The organism is Isoptericola cucumis, from assembly GCF_014635665.1.
Taxonomy (GTDB): Bacteria; Actinomycetota; Actinomycetes; order Actinomycetales; family Cellulomonadaceae; genus Isoptericola; species Isoptericola cucumis.
Genome location: NZ_BMDG01000006.1, coordinates 191,974 through 208,817, shown reverse-complemented (window position 1 = coordinate 208,817; position 16,844 = coordinate 191,974). Strand labels below are relative to the sequence as shown.

The window sequence follows — 16,844 nt, the reverse complement described above, 5'->3', positions numbered from 1 at the left end:
ACCCGCGCACGGTCGATGTTTCTCGGGCCCGTCAGGTACCGATCAGCCCTGGCCCGCGAGGTACGAGGTGACCTCGACCTCACCGGAGATGATCTGCTGCTTGAGCGCCTCGACCTCTTCCATGAGGGCGGGGTCGACCTTGTCCTCGAAGTCGTGCAGCGGGGCCAGGCCCACGCCCTCGTTCGCGAGGGTGCCCACGTACGGCGTCGCGTCGAAGTTGCCCTCGCCGGCGGCCAGCGTGGCCTCGTAGGTCGAGACGTCCATCTTCTTGAGGATCGACGTCAGCACGTAGGGCTTGGTGGCCGGGTCGGTCTCGTAGAAGTCGGCGTCCACGCCGACCAGCGCGATGTCGCGGCCCGAGTCCTTGATCGCCGCGATGGCGGACTGGTACACGGGGCCACCGACGGGCAGCAGGACGTCGACGCCCTGGTCGATGATGTTCTGCGCGGACGTCTTGGCGGTCTCGTTGGCCTCGAAGCCGCCGGTGAAGACGCCCTCCTCGCCACCCGAGTACCCCACGACCTCGACCTTGGCGTCCTTGGTCTCGTTGTAGTACTCGACGCCCTGCTTGAAGCCGTCCATGAAGATCGTCACGGTCGGGAAGGGCTGGCCGCCGAAGGTACCGACCTTGCCGGTCTCCGAGTAGCCCGCGGACAGGTAGCCGGCGAGGAACGCGGCCTGCGCGGTGTCGTACAGGAGCGGCTTGATGTTCTCGGCGTCGGTCTTGCCGTCGAAGTCCGCGTCGGCGGCGTCGTCGACGATGATGTACTCGGTCTCCGGGTTCTCGGCCGCCGACTCGATCGTGGTGGCCGACAGCGCGAAGCCGACCGAGACGATCGCGTCGCAGTTCTGACCGACCAGCGACTCCATGTTCGGCTTGAAGTCGCTCTCCGACTGGGACTGCACGTCGATGAGCTCGGTGCCCAGCTCGTCGGCCGCCTGCTTGGCGCCCTCGAAGCTCAGCTGGTTGAAGCTCTTGTCGTCGAAACCGCCCTGGTCCGAGACGATGCACGGCGTGAAGTCGCTCGCTGCGGCGTTGCCGCCGTCGTCGCCGGACTCCTCGGGTGCCTCGGCACAGGCAGCCAGCGCGAGCGCCACGGCCCCCGCCAGAGCCGTGAGCTGGGTCGCTCTCTTCACTGTCGCTCCTGTCGATCGGTCACGAGGGCCAGGGTCTTCCGGCCCGTCACGCTGGGCAGCCTAGTCACCGCGCACCGGCTGGAGAACCGTGCACGGTGAACCGGCAGGAGTCGTTATCGAAGCGGTATACGCCGGGAACGTGGCCGACACGTGCCAGCGGGTTCAGGGCAGGTGCACCCCCGAGCCTCTCAGGGCTCCAGGGCGAACCGGCCCAGCAGCCGGGCGCCGACCGCGATCGCCCGCTCGTCGACGACGAGGTCGCCCTGGTGGATGTCGTACCGGCGCCCGCCGGGCGTCCCGGTGCCGAGCCGGGCCATCGCCCCCGGCACCTTCGTGAGGTACCAGGCGAAGTCCTCGCCGCCGAGCGACTGCTCCGTGAGGACGACGCCGTCCGGCCCGAGGACGGCCGCACCCGCGACCTCCAGGGCGCCCGTCACGGCGGCGTCGTTGTCCACGGGCGGCACGCCACGCGCGTGCCGCACGCTCACGTCCACGTCGTACGGCGCCACGACCTGGCCCACGGCGTCGTGCAGGACCTGCCCCGCGCGCTCCCACGCGCGCACGTCCAGGCAGCGCAGCGTCCCGCTGACGGTGCCGGTGGACGGGATCGCGTTGTGCACGTTGCCCGCGTGCACCGCGCCCCACGTGAGGTTGACGCCCGAGCGCGGGTCGAGCCGGCGGCCGAGCACCGCGGGCACCTGCGTGATGACCTGCCCGAGGGCGTACACGACGTCGCCGGTGAGGTGCGGCCGCGACGTGTGGCCGCCGGACGACGACAGCGTGACGGTCACCGAGTCGGACGCCGAGGTGATCGGGCCGATGCGGGTGCCGACCTGCCCCACGTCGAGCTTCGGCTCGCAGTGCACGGCGGCGATCCGGTCCACGCCGTCGAGCGCGCCCTGCGCGACGACGTCGTGGGCGCCCCCGGGCATGACCTCCTCCGCGGGCTGGAAGACCAGCCTGACCCCGCGCTCCAGCAGCCCCTCGTCGGCCAGCCGCGCGAGCGCCAGGCCCGCGCCGAGGACGACGGCCGCGTGCACGTCGTGCCCGCAGGCGTGCGCGACCCCCGGCACCGTGGAGGCGAAGTCGGTGCCGCACGAGTCCTCCAGCGGCAGGGCGTCGATGTCGGCGCGCAGCGCGACGCGGCCGTGCCCGTCCATCGGCCCGCCGGCCGGGTCGGGCCCGACGTCGCACACCAGGCCGGTGCCCTCCAGCAGCCGGGGCGCGAGGCCGGCGCGGCGCAGCCGGTCGGCGATCAGCGCCGTGGTGCGGACCTCCTCGCGGGCCAGCTCCGGGTGGGCGTGCACGTCCCGGCGGAACTCGACGAGCTCCTGCTCCAGCTCGGCGACGACCGCGTCGAGGCGCGCGCCGGCCGGCCCTGCGGTCCCCGCGCCCGTGCTCACGGTGCTCGCCGCGCTCACAGCAGCTCCTCCCGGCCGGCGGCGCGCACCGCGTCGACCATGCCCTTGACCTGCTGCGCCCGCGCCCGCGTGGTGACCAGGAGCGCGCCCGGGGTGTCGACGACGACGACGTCGTCGATGCCCAGCAGCGCGACGAGCCGGTCGCCGCCGGGGACGACCACCGACCCGGCCGACTGCACGCGCAGCACGTCGCCCCCGTCGCCGAGCACCTTGGAGCCGGCGTCGTCGTCCGCCGGCAGCAGCGCGGCCAGCGAGTTGAAGTCGCCGACGTCGTCCCACCCGAAGGCGCCCGGCACGACGGCGACCCCGCCGGTCGCCGCGACCGGCTCGGCCACGGCGTGGTCGATCGCGATCTTCTCCAGCCCCGGCCACACCTCGGCGAGCACCTCGGCGCGCCGCGGCGTGTCCCACGCCTCGGCGACCGCGCGCAGGCCGTCGTGCAGCGCGGGGCGCTGGTCGGCCAGGTGTCCGAGCAGCACGGACGTGCGGGCGACGAAGATGCCCGCGTTCCACCGGTACTCGCCCGACGCGACGTACTCGCGCGCCGTCGCGGCGTCGGGCTTCTCGGTGAAGCCACGGGCGTGCAGGGCGCTCGGCGCGTCGGCGACCCCCAGCGGGTCGCCGCTGCGCACGTACCCGAACGCGACCGAGGGCCGGGAGGCGGCGATGCCGATGGTCGCGACGTAGCCCGCGCGGGCCACCGCGACCGCCTCGCGCACGGCCGAGCCGAAGGAGGCGGCGCCGGACACGACCTGGTCCGCGGCGAACGAACCGATGACGACGTCGCCGTGGCGCTGCTCCAGCACGGCGGCGGCGAGCCCGATCGCGGCCATCGAGTCGCGCGGCGACGGCTCCGCGAGGACGTCGTCGTCGCCCAGCACGGGCAGCTGCTCCCGGGCCGCCGTCACGTGCGGCTCGCCCGTGACGAGCACCACGCCGCCGGGCCCGGTCAGCGGCGCCAGCCGGTCCACCGTCGACTGCAGCAGGGAGCGCCCCGAGCCGGTGAGGTCGAGCAGGAACTTGGGCGAGGCGGCGCGCGAGAGAGGCCACAGGCGGGTGCCGGCCCCGCCCGCCGGGACGACGGCGTAGAAGCCGGAGATCGGTCCGGACGGGTCGTCGGCTGGCACGGCGGCAGGCACTGCGGGACTCATGTCCGCAGCATAGTGACGCGACACCGGACGACGCCGTCTCCCCTGTGGAATAGGTCACGAAACACCCCGGCACGTCCCGGTTTGCCGGACCTCGCGTCCCACGAGACGACCGGATGTCACTACAGTGACCGTGAACGGAATCCACACAGAATCCCCGCCAACGGAGGCTCCCCCCGTGCCCACACCTGCTGGCACGCTCTACCGCGGCCGTGAAGGCATGTGGTCGTGGGTCGCGCATCGCGTGACCGGCGTGCTCATCTTCTTCTTCCTGCTCGTGCACGTCCTGGACACCGCGCTCGTGCGGGTCTCGCCCGAGGCCTACAACGCCGTCATCGGGACGTACCAGACGCCCATCATGGGACTCGGGGAGGCCGGCCTCGTGGCCGCGATCGTCTTCCACGCGTTCAACGGCGTCCGCGTGGTCCTCGTCGACTTCTGGGCCAAGGGGCCCAAGTACCAGAAGACCATGCTCTGGGTCGTCGTCGGTCTCTTCGTCGTGACGATGGCGGGCTTCCTGCCGCGGCACCTGATGAACGTCTTCGGAGGTGGGCACTGATGGCACAGGCAACCTCTCAGGTCACGGTCGACGCGCCCCGCTCGCCGTACGACCGGCGCAAGACCACGCGCGGCAACTTCGAGCTGTACAGCTGGGTGTTCATGCGCGCCTCCGGCGTGGTGCTGCTCGTGCTGATCTTCGGGCACCTCTGGATGAACCTCATGGTGGGCGAGGGCGTGCACGCGATCGACTTCGGCTTCGTCGCCGGCAAGTGGGCCAGCCCGCTCTGGCAGGTCTGGGACCTCCTGATGCTCTGGCTCGCGATGATCCACGGCACCAACGGGGTGCGCACGATCATCAACGACTACGCGCAGCGGGACGGCACCCGCATGGTGCTCAAGGGCCTGCTCTACCTCGCGTTCGTCGTCGTGGTGGTGCTGGGCACGCTCGTGATCTTCACGTTCGACCCGTGCCCGACCGACGCGCCGGCCGACCTCCTCGCCTCGTTCTGCTCCGCAAACTAAGGACTGGCTCTCCCGATGCAGACACACCAGTACGACGTCGTCATCGTCGGCGCAGGCGGCGCCGGCATGCGCGCAGCGCTCGAGGCGTCGAAGGACGCCCGCACCGCCGTCATCTCCAAGCTCTACCCCACCCGCTCCCACACCGGCGCCGCCCAGGGCGGCATGGCGGCGGCCCTCGCGAACGTCGAGGAGGACAACTGGGAGTGGCACACGTTCGACACCGTCAAGGGCGGTGACTACCTGGTCGACCAGGACGCGGCCGAGATCCTCGCCAAGGAGGCCATCGACTCCGTCCTCGACCTGGAGAAGATGGGGCTGCCGTTCAACCGCACCCCCGAGGGCCGTATCGACCAGCGCCGATTCGGCGGGCACACCCGCGAGCACGGCCAGGCCGCGGTGCGCCGCGCCTGCTACGCCGCGGACCGCACCGGCCACATGATCCTGCAGACGCTGTACCAGAACTGCGTCAAGCAGGACGTCGAGTTCTACAACGAGTTCTACGTCCTGGACCTCATCACCGACCACGACCTCACCACCGAGGACATCGAGGACGGCGCCGAGGTCAACGCGACCGGCGTGGTGGCGTACGACCTGGCGTCGGGCGAGATCCACGTCTTCCAGGCGAAGGCGATCATCTTCGCCACCGGCGGCGCCGGCAAGATCTTCAAGACGACGTCGAACGCGCACACCCTCACCGGTGACGGCATGGCGCTGGCCTACCGCCGCGGCCTGCCCCTGGAGGACATGGAGTTCTTCCAGTTCCACCCGACGGGCCTGGCCGGCCTCGGCATCCTCCTGTCGGAGGCCGCGCGCGGCGAGGGCGGCATCCTGCGCAACGCCGACGGCGAGCGGTTCATGGAGCGCTACGCCCCCACCATCAAGGACCTCGCCCCGCGCGACATCGTCGCCCGGTCGATGGCGAACGAGGTGCGCGAGGGCCGCGGCGCCGGGCCGAACAAGGACTACGTCCTGCTCGACCTCACCCACCTCGAGCCCGCGCACATCGACGCCAAGCTGCCCGACATCACCGAGTTCGCGCGCACCTACCTCGGCATCGAGCCGTACACGGAGCCGGTGCCCGTCTTCCCGACGGCCCACTACGCGATGGGCGGGGTGCCCACGAACGTGGCCGGCGAGGTGTTGCGCGACAGCCACAACGTCGTCAAGGGCCTCTACGCGGCCGGCGAGGTCGCGTGCGTGTCGGTGCACGGCTCGAACCGCCTGGGCACCAACTCGCTGCTGGACATCAACGTGTTCGGCAAGCGCGCCGGCCGGTCGGCCGCGGCGTACGCCAAGACGGTGCCCGCCCACGCGGACCTGCCCGAGGACCCGACGGGCCGCGTCGTCGCGCAGCTGACCGAGATGCGCGAGCGTCCGGACGGCGAGCGCGTGGCCGAGGTCCGCAAGGCCCTGCAGGAGACCATGGACGCCAACGCGCAGGTCTTCCGCACGGGCGAGTCGCTGAACCAGGCCCTGTCCGACATCCGCGAGCTGCAGAAGCGGTACGCGAACGTCTCCGTCCAGGACAAGGGCAAGCTGTTCAACACCGACCTGCTCGAGGCCATCGAGCTCGGCTTCCTGCTGGACATCGCCGAGGTCACCGTCGTCGCCGCGATCAACCGCAAGGAGTCCCGCGGCGGGCACTACCGCGAGGACTACCCCGAGCGCGACGACGCGAACTACATGCTGCACACGATGGCGTACCGCCGTCCGACGTCGGCCCCCGACGCCGGCGACGGGCACGTCGCGGGCTACTTCGACCACGTCGAGTCCTTCGGCGACTACAAGGTCGTCCTGGGTTCCAAGCCCGTCACCCAGACCCGCTACGAGCCGATGGAGCGGAAGTACTGATGACTGCTGTTCTCGAGAACCCTGCGACCGAGGCCCCGGAGCCGAAGGCGGGCGCCGTGCCCAGCTTCGACGTCACGCTGCGCATCCGGCGCTACAACCCGGAGTCGGAGCACGGCGAGGAGTCCGTCTGGGACGAGTTCACCGTGACGGTGCACGGCACGGACCGTGTGCTCGACGCCCTGCACATGATCAAGTGGGAGCAGGACGGGAGCCTGACGTTCCGTCGCTCCTGCGCCCACGGGGTCTGCGGCTCCGACGCGATGCGCATCAACGGCCGCAACCGGCTCGCCTGCAAGACGCTCCTCAAGGACGTCAACCCGGACAAGCCGATCACGGTCGAGCCGATCAAGGGCCTGCCCGTGGTCAAGGACCTCGTGGTCGACATGGAGCCGTTCTTCGCGTCCTACCGCGAGATCATGCCGTTCCTCATCACGTCGGGGAACGAGCCGACCCGCGAGCGTCTCCAGTCCGCCGAGGACCGGGCCCGCTTCGACGACACCACCAAGTGCATCCTGTGCGCCGCGTGCACGTCGTCGTGCCCCGTGTTCTGGACCGACGGGCAGTACTTCGGCCCGGCCGCGATCGTCAACGCGCACCGGTTCATCTTCGACTCCCGCGACGAGGGCGCCACGCAGCGCCTGGAGATCCTCAACGACAAGGAGGGCGTGTGGCGCTGCCGCACGACCTTCAACTGCACCGAGGCCTGCCCGCGCGGCATCGAGGTGACCAAGGCGATCCAGGAGGTCAAGCGCGCGATGATCACCCGCGCGTTCTGACGCTCCGCCCGCTCGGACCGTAGGAGCCCCGTCGTACCCCGCGGACGACGGGGCTCCACGGCTTTCCGGAGCCCTGCCCGCGGCGCACGATGCGGTCGATCTCGGCGGCGTCACGGCGGGCGGCGACCTCCTCGGCGGCGAACGCGATCTCGTCGAGCCGCGGCGGGTCGTAGACCCACGCGCACACGAGCAGCAGCACCCGCGCCACGAAGTTCACCAGCACGAGGACCGTGACCAGGACGGCGAACGACGCCAGGAGCGCGTTGCGCGACGCGCCGGCGGCCACCACGGACGTCCCGGCCCAGCGGAGCACGCCCGCGACGACGCCCGCCGTGAGGCACCCGATCCAGACGTCCCGCGTGCGCCGCGGCCGGACCCGCGCGACCACCCGGATCACGAGGTACACGAGAAGCGCGTCCAGCAGCACGCCCACCGCGAGCGTGCCGAGGCTGAGCGTGCGGGCGAGGACCAGCGAGTCGCCGAACCAGGACGTGACCTGCCGGCTGATCGTCTGGGACAGGACGCTGGCCGCCGCGGACGCCACGACCATCGCGCCGAGAATGACGAACCCCGCCAGCTCCCAGACCCGTGACAGCACCGGGCTGACCCCCACGACGGGCTGGTCGAACATCGAGCGCACCGACACCCGGAGCGCCCGCATGAACCCGATGGCCGTCCAGAGGAACACGACGGCCGCGGCGACGCTGTACCAGGTCAGGGCGGACGGGAGCATCAGCTGGCTCGGCTCGAGCACCCCGTTCGGGTTCTCGGCCGACCGCACCAGGCCCGGCAACCACGCGTCGATCTGCGCGAACACGGCCTGCTGCAGCTCCGGCCGACCCGCCAGCGTGGACGAGAAGACCGTGAAGCCGATGGTGAGGGCGGCGAACAGGGAGAAGATCGCGGTGTACGCGATGCCGCCGCACAGCAGGGAGCCGCGGCGGTCCATGTACCAGTAGAACGACCGCACGGGACGCAGGTCCCTGAACCGCTCGTACGCTGCGAGGGAGCGCTCCCTGGCGCGTTCGAGTCGGTCGTCCACAGTGGACGACCCTAGGGAGCGGGCCGGGCTCCCGCGAGCGGGAAGCTGTGCTGCGGGCGCCACACGCCGTCGTCGCCGTGCTCGTACTGCCACAGCCGGTCGACCTCGAACGTGCCCTCGAAGCCGGCGAGCTCCGTCAGGGCCCGGTCCAGCTCCGCGTCGGGGACCTCGTGAGCCACGGTGACGTGCGGGTGGTAGTTGAACCGCAGGTCCTGCGCGAGGATCCCCGACCGGGCCGAGGCCTCGAGCATCTCGCACTCGGCGATGCCCTCCGCGAGCGCGACGAACACGACCGGGGAGATCGGCCGGAAGGTGCCGGTCCCCCGCAGGTGGATGCGGAAGGGTGCCGTCTCCGACGCGACCTTCTCGAGGTGCTCGGCGACGGCGGGCAGCACGGAGTGGTCCACGACCGTGGGCCCGATCACCGTCACGTGCGGCGGGATCGCGTGCGCCAGCGGGTCGCCCAGGTCGGCCCTGGCCGCCTGGAGCACGGACGCGAACGGCTCCGGCACCGCGATGGCGATGCCGATGCGTACCTGTGACGGGGCCCGGGGCGGCAGGTTCACCGGGTGCCCCGCGGGAGCAGCCCGAACCGGTCGTACATGCGGTCGAGGACCGGGCGGGCGACCTCCCGCGCACGCGCGGCGCCGTCGGCGAGCACCTTGTCCAGCTGGGCCGGGTCCGAGAGGTAGGTCTGCGCGCGGGCCTGGAACGGCTCGAGGAAGGCGACGACGGCGTCGGCCAGGTCCACCTTGAGGTAGCCGTAGCCGCGCCCGTCGTACTCGGCGGCGATCTCGTCCTTGTCGCGGCCGGTCACGGCCGAGAAGATCGTGAGGAGGTTCGAGATGCCCGGTTTCGCCGCGGGGTCGAAGCGCACGCCGTACGACTCGTCGGCGTCGGTGACCGCGGACTTGATCGCCTTGGCGGCCTTCTTCGGGTCCTCGAGCAGCCAGATGACGCCCTTGCCGCCCGCGTTCGACTTGCTCATCTTGGCCGTCGGTTCCTGCAGGTCCTGGATCTTGGCCACGGCCTTGACGATGTGCGCCTCCGGCACGACGGCCGTGCCCGCGCCGAACCGGGTGTTGAGCCGCTCCGCCAGGTCGCGCGTCAGCTCGAGGTGCTGGCGCTGGTCCTCCCCGACCGGCACGAGCGCCGTGTCGTACAGCAGGATGTCCGCGGCCATGAGCACGGGGTAGGTGAACAGCCCGACGGTGGTGCCCTCGGCCCCCTGCTTGGCGGACTTGTCCTTGAACTGCGTCATGCGGCCGGCCTCGCCGAAGCCCGTCTGGCAGCTCAGCAGCCACGCGAGCTCGGCGTGCTCGGCCACGTGCGACTGCACGAACAGGATCGACCGCTCCGGGTCGACGCCACCGGCCAGGTACTGCGCCGCCGTGCGGCGGGTGCGCTCCCGCAGCGCCGCGGGGTCCGGTCCGACCGTCAGCGCGTGCAGGTCCACGACGCAGTACAGGGCGTCGTGGTCGTCCTGCAGCTTCGCCCACTGGGTCAGGGCGCCCAGGTAGTTGCCGAGGTGCAGCGAGCCGTCGGTGGGCTGCATGCCGGAGAAGATGCGAGGCGCTGCGGGCGCACTCGTCCCGGTCCCTGCGGACCCGGTGGTGGCGACGTCGGACATGGTGGCCATTGTGTCAGGTCCGGGAGGCGTCCAGGAAACCGCCGGTCGCGCCGGCGGCGGCTCGGGAGGCGGGTCGGGCGGTGCCTCAGGTCGCTTCGTCGTCGAAGGGCGCCGGGGCGCTCACGGCGACGTCGGCGGAGGTGTCGGGGCGCCCGCCCGCGGACGTCCCGGCCTGGCCCCCGGCGCCCGGGGCCGTGGTCGACGCGCCGTTCGTGGGCGCCGCCTCGTCCGTGGACGAGGCGGCGTGCGTGGACGAGGCGGTCGCGGCCGCGGCGGTCACGCCGGCGCCCGCGGCGCGGGTCGGCACCGGGTCGTCGTCCATGAGGGCCTCGCGCACGATGCGGCGCGGGTCGTACTGGCGGGGGTCGAGCTTCGACCAGTCGACGTCCTTGAGCTCGGGGCCGAGCTCGTCGTCGACGCGTGCCTTCGCGTCCTGCAGCATGCCCTTGCCGCGCCGTACGAGCGCCGCGAGCTGCGCCGCGTACCGGGGCAGTCGTTCGGGCCCGATGAGCACCACGGCGAGCACCAGGAGGACGATGATCTCACCGCCGTTGATGTCCAGCACGGGTGCAGCCTAGCGGGCCCGGAGCAGGCCGCGGTATCGCCGCACGTGGCCCGTCATCCGCTCTCCTGTCCCTGGAGCACGACGCGCACGTCGCGCTCCGCGTCCTCGGTGCGCACGCGCAGGGTCACCGCGTCCCCCGGCTGCCTGGCCCGGATCGCGACGATCAGCTCGTCGCTGCGCGAGACGGGGCGCCCGTCGATCGACAGGATGACGTCGCCGGAACGGATGCCGGCCTGGTCGGCCGGCCCGTCGGGGGTGACGGCGGGCTGCCCCTCCTGCGCCGCGGTCGAGACCTGCACGCCCTCGCCCGAGTAGGCGGTGTCGAGCAGGACGCCGATCACCGGGTACGTCGCGTGCCCGGACTCGATCAGCTGCTCGGCGGTGTGCCGCACCTGGTTGGCGGGGATGGCGAACCCGAGCCCGATGCTGCCCGTCGCCGACACCGCCCCCGGCGGCTGCGCGATCGCCGAGTTGATGCCCACGACCTCACCGTCGGCGTTGACCAGCGGCCCGCCGGAGTTGCCGGGGTTGATCGCGGCGTCCGTCTGGATGGCGTCGATGAACGCCGTCTGCGCCTCGTCGCCCGCCTGGACCGGCCGGTGCAGGGCGCTGACGATCCCCGTCGTCACCGTCGCCTCGAGGCCCAGCGGCGCACCGACCGCCAGCACCGAGTCCCCGACGACGACCTGGTCCGAGTCGCCGAGCACCAGCGGCTCGAGGCCCTCCTCGTCGACCTTGACGACGGCGAGGTCGTAGTCCGTCGTGCGCCCGACGACGGTGCCCGGCTGCTCGTGCCCGTCCGCGAACGTCACGACGACCTTGCCGCCCGAGGACGAGCCGGCGACGACGTGCTCGTTGGTGAGCAGGTAGCCGTCGTCCCGCAGCACGAAGCCGGAACCGGTCGAGACCCCCTGCCCGCCCGTGACCTCGATGGAGACGACGCTCGGCAGCACGTCCGCGGCGAGCCCCGCCACCGAGCCCGCGGGGCGGGACGGCGCGGCGTCGGTGCCGTGCGCGACGCCCCCGGCCGGGGCCGGGAGCGCGGCGTCCGCGGGCCGGTCGTCGTCGGTCGCGTCGGAGATGCGGTCGCCCACGAACCCGCCGGCCAGGCCCGCGACCAGGGCGAGCGCGACGACGCCCGCACCCAGCCGCCGGGGCCGCGAGGGCGTGCGGGCGGCTCGCTCGCCCGGCGTGACCGCCGGCGGCTGCCCGTCGGGTCCGGGTGACGGCTCGGCGAACGCCGCCGGCCGCGGGCCGTCGTCGGGGGCGCCGTGGACGCCGCCGGGGCTCTCGACGCCGGCCGCGGCCACGGTCCCGATCGGGCCGAACGGCGAGGCGGGCAGCACGACGTGGCCGCCGGGCTCCGGGTGTGCCACGGGGGCGGCGTCGGCGGGCGGCTCGGGCGGTGCGAAGAGGTCGTCGGGGCGCTGCGTCATGGTCGCGAGAGGGCTCCTGTCACGGTGGTCCACCCGCGGGAGAGCTGCGGCAGGACCCCGGCATCGTAACCACCGCCGGGGAAGGCCGCCACGATCTCGGCCAGGACCTCCTGGGGGACGTCGGCGGTGACGTCCACCGTCACCTCGCCCGCCTGCCACGCCACGTGCCACGGGTCGGCGGACAGCACCTGCACGTCGTGGCCGGGCACGTCCAGGCCTCCGGCGGCAGCCACCTCGGCGAGCTGCCCCGCGCGCTGGCGGACCACGACCGCGCCGTCGGGGCCGTCGAGGTCGAGCTCCACCACGCGTCGCGCCGGCCCGGTCCCGCCGCCCGACGTCCCCGCGGTGCCCGCGAGCGCCACGGGGGCGGTCAGGAGGTCGGACGCCGGGCCCTCGCCCGTGTCGGAGACCAGCCGCAGCGCCCGGACCTCGTACCCGGACGGGAGGCCGGAGAACGGCGCCCAGCCCCGGTCGACGAGCCAGTCGTGCGCGGCGTCGGTGCGCTCCCCGTCGCTTGCCCCGGACCACGCCGCGCCGCCGCCGGGGGCCACGGCCGAGGCGCCGGCGAGCACGGAGAGCGCGGCCGAGCGGGACGGGTCGGGGGCGACCACGTCGCCCTGGCCGAGCACGAGGAGCACCACGCCCAGCATCCCGACGCCGCCGGTCCCGACGATGGTCGCCCGCACGCGACGCTGGCGCCGCCGCCGGGCGTGCAGGTCGCCCGTGAGGGTGGGCTCCCACGGCGTACGACGCTCCCAGGTGCGCGACCCGCCCTGGCCCCGCAGCGGGTCGCCGTCGGACGGCGGGATCGAGGCCGAGAGCGCGAGCAGCCGCTCGGTCAGCGCGGGGTCGGGGGTGACGTCACGGGCCGCCGCCAGCGCGCGGTGCGCGGCCCGGGCGGCCTCGAGGTCCGCCGCGCAGCGGGCGCAGCCGGCGACGTGCGCGAGGGCCCGCTCGGTCGCGGCGGCGTCGAGCTGACCGTCGGCGAGGTCGCTCACCCAGCAGCCGAGGTGCGCCGTCACGACGGTGCTCCCGGCACGCCCCCCGACATCGCCTCCCCGGCGGCCGGCTCGCGGGCGCCCTCGACCGCACCGTGGACCGCACCTTCGGCCGGGACCTCCGCCGGCCCCGCGACCCGCGTCACCTCCGCACGACGGTGCTCCAGCGCGTCGCGGAGCTGCGCGCGCGCCCGGTGGATGCGGGACCGGACCGTGCCGAGCTTGATCCCGAGCGTCACGGCGATCTCCTCGTAGCTCAGCCCCTCGATGTCGCACAGGACGACCGCGGCGCGGTACTCCGGCCGCAGGGCGTCGAGCGCCCGCTGCACGTCGTGGTCGAGGTTGGCGTGCTCGAAGCCCCGCTCGGGCCGCCCGTCGCCGTCCGGCGCGGCGACGCGTGCCGCGTCGTCACCCATCGCCTCCATGCGGATGCGCTTGCGACGGCGCACCTGGTCGAGGAAGAGGTTGGTGGTGATGCGGTGCAGCCACCCCTCGAACGTCCCCGGGGTGTAGCTGGACAGCGAGCGGAACACCCGCAGGAACGTCTCCTGCGTGAGGTCCTCGGCGTCCTGCTGGTTGCCGGTCAGGCGGTACGCGAGGCGGTAGACGCGCGCGGAGTGGTCGCGCACGATCTGGTCCCACGTGGGCGGGGTCCAGGCGGGCGCGGGGCTGGTGGTGGTCGGGCCGGTCATCACTCCCATGGTCCCACGCCAACGTGCGGGCAACCTGAGAGGTTCCCGCGTACGATCGCACCCGAGACGTTCCCGCCGGCCCGGCCTGCGGACAGGCGCCGCCCCGCCGCGCCTGAGCCTCTCCACCCCACGCCAGGAGGACCGCCATCACCACCGACGTCGACGCCCGGAACGGGCGGACCGCAGCCTGGGCCTACGCGGAGTCCTTCGTCCCCGAGGACGAGGTGCTGCTGCGCGCCCGCGAGCGCGCGGCCGAGCTCGGCTGCGCGGCGGTGGCCCCGGGCACCGGCGCCGTGCTGCGCGTCGTGGCGGCGGCGCTCGGCGCGCGGGCGGTCGTCGAGGTGGGCACGGGCACCGGGGTCGCGGCGCTGTGGATGCTGCAGGGCATGCCCGCGGACGGCGTGCTCACCACGATCGACGTCGAGCTCGAGCACCAGCGCGCGGCCAAGCGGGCGTTCGCCGAGGCAGGGGTGGCCCCGGCCCGCACGCGCACCATCCCGGGCCGGCCCGCCGACGTCCTGCCCCGCCTCACCGACGGCGCCTACGACCTGGTCCTCGTCGGCGCCGACCCGCACGCGTACCCCGAGTACGTCCAGGAGGCGGTGCGGCTGCTGCGCCCGGGCGGCGTGCTCGCCGTCGACGGCGCCATGCACCGCGGGCGGGTGCCCGACCCGGCCCGCCGTGACGAGGTCACGACCGTGGTGCGGGAGGTCGGCCGGGCGCTGCGCTCCGACGAGCGCCTGCTGCCCGCGATGCTGCCGTCCGGCGACGGGCTGCTGCTCGCGGTACGCCGCTGACGCCGGTCGGTTCGCGTGCCGCGGCGGTGCCGGACGGGACGGTCACGGGACGCGACGGGTGCGACACGACGAGCGCGGGGCAGCGATGCTGCCCCGCGCTCGTGCGGTCTGTCCGGCCGGGTCGTCCGGCGTGCCGGGTCAGGAGACGACGGCCTGGAGCGCCTCGCCCAGCTCGGTCGCCTCGGTGGCGTTGAGCTCCACGACCAGACGGCCACCACCCTCGAGAGGGACACGCATGACGATCCCGCGACCCTCCTTGGTGACCTCCAGCGGCCCGTCGCCCGTCCGCGGCTTCATCGCAGCCATCTGTGGCTCTCCATTCCGTTGTCCCGGTTCCTCGGCCTGACTCTCCCCACCCGCACCGGTCGGCGGTGCGGGGTTTGAGGCACGCCTCACCATTCTAGTTCAGAACCGGAGCAACTCTTCCAGCCCCTGGACGGATCCGGTCGCCTGCCGAGACCGCCGGCGGACCGGCCGGGGACGCTCATCCCAGCCCTCGGAGCGCGGCCCGGGGCGGGGCCTCGTCGCGCACCGCGGCCACCATGTCCAGCACCTGCCGGGTGGCCGCGACGTCGTGCGCACGGAAGACGGACGCGCCCATCCAGGCGGCGAGGGACGTGGCGGCCAGCGTCCCGGAGAGCCGCTGGTCCGGCGGCAGGCCGAGCGTCTCCCCCACGAAGTCCTTGCGGGACAGCGCCATCAGCAGCGGGTGGCCGAGCCCGGCGAGCGCCGCGGTGCGCCGCAGCAGGTGCAGGGAGTGCCACGTGTTCTTGCCGAAGTCGTGCGTCGGGTCGACCAGCACCGACCCCGCCGGGACCCCGCAGGCCACCGCCCGCGCCGCCGCCGCGCGCAGCGTCGCGACGACGTCGTCCACCAGGCCGTCCCGGGGGTCGGCGCCGGGCCGGTCGACCGTCGGGTACTCGACCCGGAAGGGGTCGGTGCGCGGCACCGCTCCCCCGGTGTGCGAGCAGACGACGCCGACGCCGGCCTCACCGGCGACCTCGACGAGGGCGGGGTCGTGCCCCGCCCACGTGTCGTTGACGAGGTCGGCGCCGGCGGCCACGGCCTCGCGCGCCACCGCCGCGCGCCACGTGTCGACGGACACCAGCAGGTCGGGGATCTCCTCGCGCACCCGGGCGACGAACGGGACCACCCGGGCGATCTCCTGCGCCGCGTCCACCTCCGGGCCGACGCCCGCACGCACGCCCCCGACGTCCAGGATCTGCGCGCCCTCGGCCCAGGCGCGGTGGGCCGCCTCGATCGCGGCGTCGTCGTCGGTCAGGCGCGCGGGGGCGTAGAACGAGTCCGTGGTGCGGTTGACGATCGCCATCACCACCGGGCGCAGCGCCCCGTCCGGCCCGCGCCCGACCTCGCGCCCGCGCAGCACGAGCGGCGTGCCCGCCGCCGGGACGCCGACGCCCCGGCCGTGCGGCGCCCCCTGGCAGAGCGCCTCGGTCACGACCCGTCCGCGGCCTCGGCCGCCTCCTCGGAGTCCGCGGCGAGCTCGGCCAGCGCCTCGCGCTCCGACGCCGCGATGGCCGCGCCGCGCTCGATCACGTACTCCACGGCCTCGGCCGGGGAGTCCGTCAGGTGCAGCAGGTCGAGGTCGGCACGGCCGATCATGCCCCGGTCGGCGACGGCGCCGCCGATCCAGTCGAGCAGGCCGCCCCAGTAGTCGGAGCCGACGAGGACCAGCGGGAACTCCGTGACCTTGTGCGTCTGCACGAGCGTCAGCGCCTCGAACAGCTCGTCGAAGGTGCCGAAGCCGCCGGGCAGCACGATGAAGCCCTGCGCGTACTTGACGAACATCGTCTTGCGCGCGAAGAAGTACCGGAAGTTCACGCCCAGGTTGACGTACTCGTTCATGCCCTGCTCGAACGGCAGCTCGATGCCCAGGCCGATCGACGTCCCGCCGGCCTTGTGCGCCCCCTCGTTGGCGGCCTCCATGATCCCGGGGCCGCCGCCCGTCATCACCGCGTACCCGGCGTCGGCGAGCAGCCGGCCGACCTCGACGGCCATCGCGTAGTCCGGGTGGTCGGGCTTGGTGCGCGCGGAGCCGAAGACGGACACCGCGGGCCCCACCTCGGCGAGCGCCCCGAAGCCCTCCACGAACTCCGACTGGATGCGCATGACGCGCCACGGGTCGGAGTGCACCCAGTCCGCGTCGCCGCCGGCCGCGAGCAGGCGCTGGTCGGTGGTCTGCGCCGGGATCTGGGTCCCGCGGAGCAGGACGGGCCCCTTGCGGTAACCGCGCCCGGACTGCGGGACCCCGTCGTCGCTGCGGTCGCTGCGGTGGGGGTCGGAGGTCGTCGCTCGCGTCATGCCACG

The 16,844-nt window shown here is 73.5% G+C and carries 18 protein-coding genes; 5 read left to right on the top strand and 13 right to left on the bottom strand.

All coding sequences use genetic code 11. The annotated features are described in order from the left end of the window. Window positions 1-42: 42 nt before the first annotated feature. The 3 genes from IEW03_RS10725 to IEW03_RS10715 form a co-directional block, all read right to left on the bottom strand. Complete coding sequence (locus IEW03_RS10725) at window positions 43-1,137, bottom strand: BMP family lipoprotein (protein ID WP_188523670.1); 1,095 nt, start codon at window positions 1,135-1,137, stop codon at window positions 43-45. Between the two features lie 188 nt (window positions 1,138-1,325). After that, a complete protein-coding gene (locus tag IEW03_RS10720) occupies window positions 1,326-2,558 on the bottom strand; it encodes an amidohydrolase (RefSeq protein ID WP_229737918.1) in 1,233 nt (410 codons plus the stop codon). Next, window positions 2,555-3,709, bottom strand: coding sequence for a mannose-1-phosphate guanylyltransferase (locus IEW03_RS10715; RefSeq protein ID WP_188523669.1), 1,155 nt, complete (start codon window positions 3,707-3,709; stop codon window positions 2,555-2,557). The genes IEW03_RS10720 and IEW03_RS10715 overlap by 4 nt, the downstream gene beginning before the upstream one ends. 175 nt (window positions 3,710-3,884) lie before the next feature. Between IEW03_RS10715 and sdhC the strand changes: the two genes are divergently transcribed. Genes sdhC through IEW03_RS10695 form a run of 4 tightly spaced genes read left to right on the top strand, consistent with a single transcriptional unit; the run spans window position 3,885 to window position 7,356 of the window. Further along, window positions 3,885-4,265 carry a succinate dehydrogenase, cytochrome b556 subunit gene (gene sdhC / locus IEW03_RS10710; RefSeq protein ID WP_188523668.1) on the top strand — a complete coding sequence of 127 codons (381 nt, stop codon included), beginning with the start codon at window positions 3,885-3,887 and terminating at the stop codon, window positions 4,263-4,265. Next, complete coding sequence (locus IEW03_RS10705) at window positions 4,265-4,729, top strand: succinate dehydrogenase hydrophobic membrane anchor subunit (protein ID WP_188523667.1); 465 nt, start codon at window positions 4,265-4,267, stop codon at window positions 4,727-4,729. The genes sdhC and IEW03_RS10705 overlap by 1 nt, the downstream gene beginning before the upstream one ends. 15 nt (window positions 4,730-4,744) lie before the next feature. Beyond that, window positions 4,745-6,580: a succinate dehydrogenase flavoprotein subunit gene (gene sdhA / locus IEW03_RS10700; protein ID WP_188523666.1), complete on the top strand. Its 1,836-nt coding sequence runs from the start codon at window positions 4,745-4,747 to the stop codon at window positions 6,578-6,580. After that, entirely contained in the window at window positions 6,580-7,356 is a 777-nt protein-coding gene (locus IEW03_RS10695; protein ID WP_188523665.1) for a succinate dehydrogenase iron-sulfur subunit, read from the top strand. Before sdhA ends, IEW03_RS10695 begins: the two co-directional genes overlap by 1 nt. Here IEW03_RS10695 and IEW03_RS10690 read toward each other — a convergent pair. From IEW03_RS10690 to sigE, 7 genes are all read right to left on the bottom strand, one after another. Beyond that, entirely contained in the window at window positions 7,340-8,398 is a 1,059-nt protein-coding gene (locus IEW03_RS10690; protein WP_229737917.1) for a YihY/virulence factor BrkB family protein, read from the bottom strand. The genes IEW03_RS10695 and IEW03_RS10690 overlap by 17 nt on opposite strands. An 11-nt stretch (window positions 8,399-8,409) precedes the next feature. Next, window positions 8,410-8,964, bottom strand: coding sequence for a 2'-5' RNA ligase family protein (locus tag IEW03_RS10685; RefSeq protein ID WP_188523664.1), 555 nt, complete (start codon window positions 8,962-8,964; stop codon window positions 8,410-8,412). Then, entirely contained in the window at window positions 8,961-10,028 is a 1,068-nt protein-coding gene (gene trpS, locus IEW03_RS10680) for a tryptophan--tRNA ligase (RefSeq protein ID WP_188523663.1), read from the bottom strand. The genes IEW03_RS10685 and trpS overlap by 4 nt, the downstream gene beginning before the upstream one ends. An 85-nt stretch (window positions 10,029-10,113) precedes the next feature. After that, on the bottom strand, window positions 10,114-10,593 hold the full coding sequence (locus IEW03_RS10675) for a twin-arginine translocase TatA/TatE family subunit (protein WP_229737916.1): 480 nt from the start codon (window positions 10,591-10,593) through the stop codon (window positions 10,114-10,116). Window positions 10,594-10,646: 53 nt separating this feature from the next. After that, window positions 10,647-12,029 carry a S1C family serine protease gene (locus IEW03_RS10670; RefSeq protein WP_188523662.1) on the bottom strand — a complete coding sequence of 461 codons (1,383 nt, stop codon included), beginning with the start codon at window positions 12,027-12,029 and terminating at the stop codon, window positions 10,647-10,649. Then, window positions 12,026-13,051 (bottom strand): zf-HC2 domain-containing protein, encoded by a 1,026-nt coding sequence (locus tag IEW03_RS10665; RefSeq protein WP_188523661.1) that lies wholly within the window; start codon window positions 13,049-13,051, stop codon window positions 12,026-12,028. Before IEW03_RS10665 ends, IEW03_RS10670 begins: the two co-directional genes overlap by 4 nt. Then, window positions 13,048-13,728, bottom strand: coding sequence for an RNA polymerase sigma factor SigE (gene sigE, locus IEW03_RS10660; protein ID WP_371870615.1), 681 nt, complete (start codon window positions 13,726-13,728; stop codon window positions 13,048-13,050). The genes IEW03_RS10665 and sigE overlap by 4 nt, the downstream gene beginning before the upstream one ends. Window positions 13,729-13,865: 137 nt before the next feature. Here sigE and IEW03_RS10655 point away from each other — a divergent pair, with 137 nt between their 5' ends. Next, window positions 13,866-14,516 carry an O-methyltransferase gene (locus IEW03_RS10655; RefSeq protein ID WP_188523767.1) on the top strand — a complete coding sequence of 217 codons (651 nt, stop codon included), beginning with the start codon at window positions 13,866-13,868 and terminating at the stop codon, window positions 14,514-14,516. Window positions 14,517-14,654: 138 nt separating this feature from the next. Here the strand turns inward: IEW03_RS10655 and IEW03_RS10650 are convergent, their stop codons facing one another. The 3 genes from IEW03_RS10650 to IEW03_RS10640 all read right to left on the bottom strand — a co-directional run bounded on the left by IEW03_RS10650 (window position 14,655) and on the right by IEW03_RS10640 (window position 16,838). Next, on the bottom strand, window positions 14,655-14,822 hold the full coding sequence (locus IEW03_RS10650) for a DUF3117 domain-containing protein (protein ID WP_079573043.1): 168 nt from the start codon (window positions 14,820-14,822) through the stop codon (window positions 14,655-14,657). 178 nt (window positions 14,823-15,000) lie between these two features. After that, entirely contained in the window at window positions 15,001-15,975 is a 975-nt protein-coding gene (folP, locus tag IEW03_RS10645) for a dihydropteroate synthase (RefSeq protein WP_188523659.1), read from the bottom strand. Further along, window positions 15,972-16,838 carry an LOG family protein gene (locus tag IEW03_RS10640; RefSeq protein ID WP_188523658.1) on the bottom strand — a complete coding sequence of 289 codons (867 nt, stop codon included), beginning with the start codon at window positions 16,836-16,838 and terminating at the stop codon, window positions 15,972-15,974. The genes folP and IEW03_RS10640 overlap by 4 nt, the downstream gene beginning before the upstream one ends. Window positions 16,839-16,844: the final 6 nt, after the last annotated feature.

Excerpts from the sequence above, each read along its gene's own strand:
- IEW03_RS10715 (WP_188523669.1), bottom strand. The coding sequence starts at position 3,709 with ATGAGTCCCGCAGTGCCTGCCGCCGTGCCAGCCGACGACCCGTCCGGA.
- IEW03_RS10705 (WP_188523667.1), top strand. The coding sequence starts at position 4,265 with ATGGCACAGGCAACCTCTCAGGTCACGGTCGACGCGCCCCGCTCGCCG.
- sdhA (WP_188523666.1), top strand. The coding sequence starts at position 4,745 with ATGCAGACACACCAGTACGACGTCGTCATCGTCGGCGCAGGCGGCGCC.
- IEW03_RS10695 (WP_188523665.1), top strand. The coding sequence starts at position 6,580 with ATGACTGCTGTTCTCGAGAACCCTGCGACCGAGGCCCCGGAGCCGAAG.
- trpS (WP_188523663.1), bottom strand. The coding sequence starts at position 10,028 with ATGTCCGACGTCGCCACCACCGGGTCCGCAGGGACCGGGACGAGTGCG.
- IEW03_RS10670 (WP_188523662.1), bottom strand. The coding sequence starts at position 12,029 with ATGACGCAGCGCCCCGACGACCTCTTCGCACCGCCCGAGCCGCCCGCC.
- sigE (WP_371870615.1), bottom strand. The coding sequence starts at position 13,728 with ATGGGAGTGATGACCGGCCCGACCACCACCAGCCCCGCGCCCGCCTGG.
- IEW03_RS10650 (WP_079573043.1), bottom strand. The coding sequence starts at position 14,822 with ATGGCTGCGATGAAGCCGCGGACGGGCGACGGGCCGCTGGAGGTCACC.
- IEW03_RS10640 (WP_188523658.1), bottom strand. The coding sequence starts at position 16,838 with ATGACGCGAGCGACGACCTCCGACCCCCACCGCAGCGACCGCAGCGAC.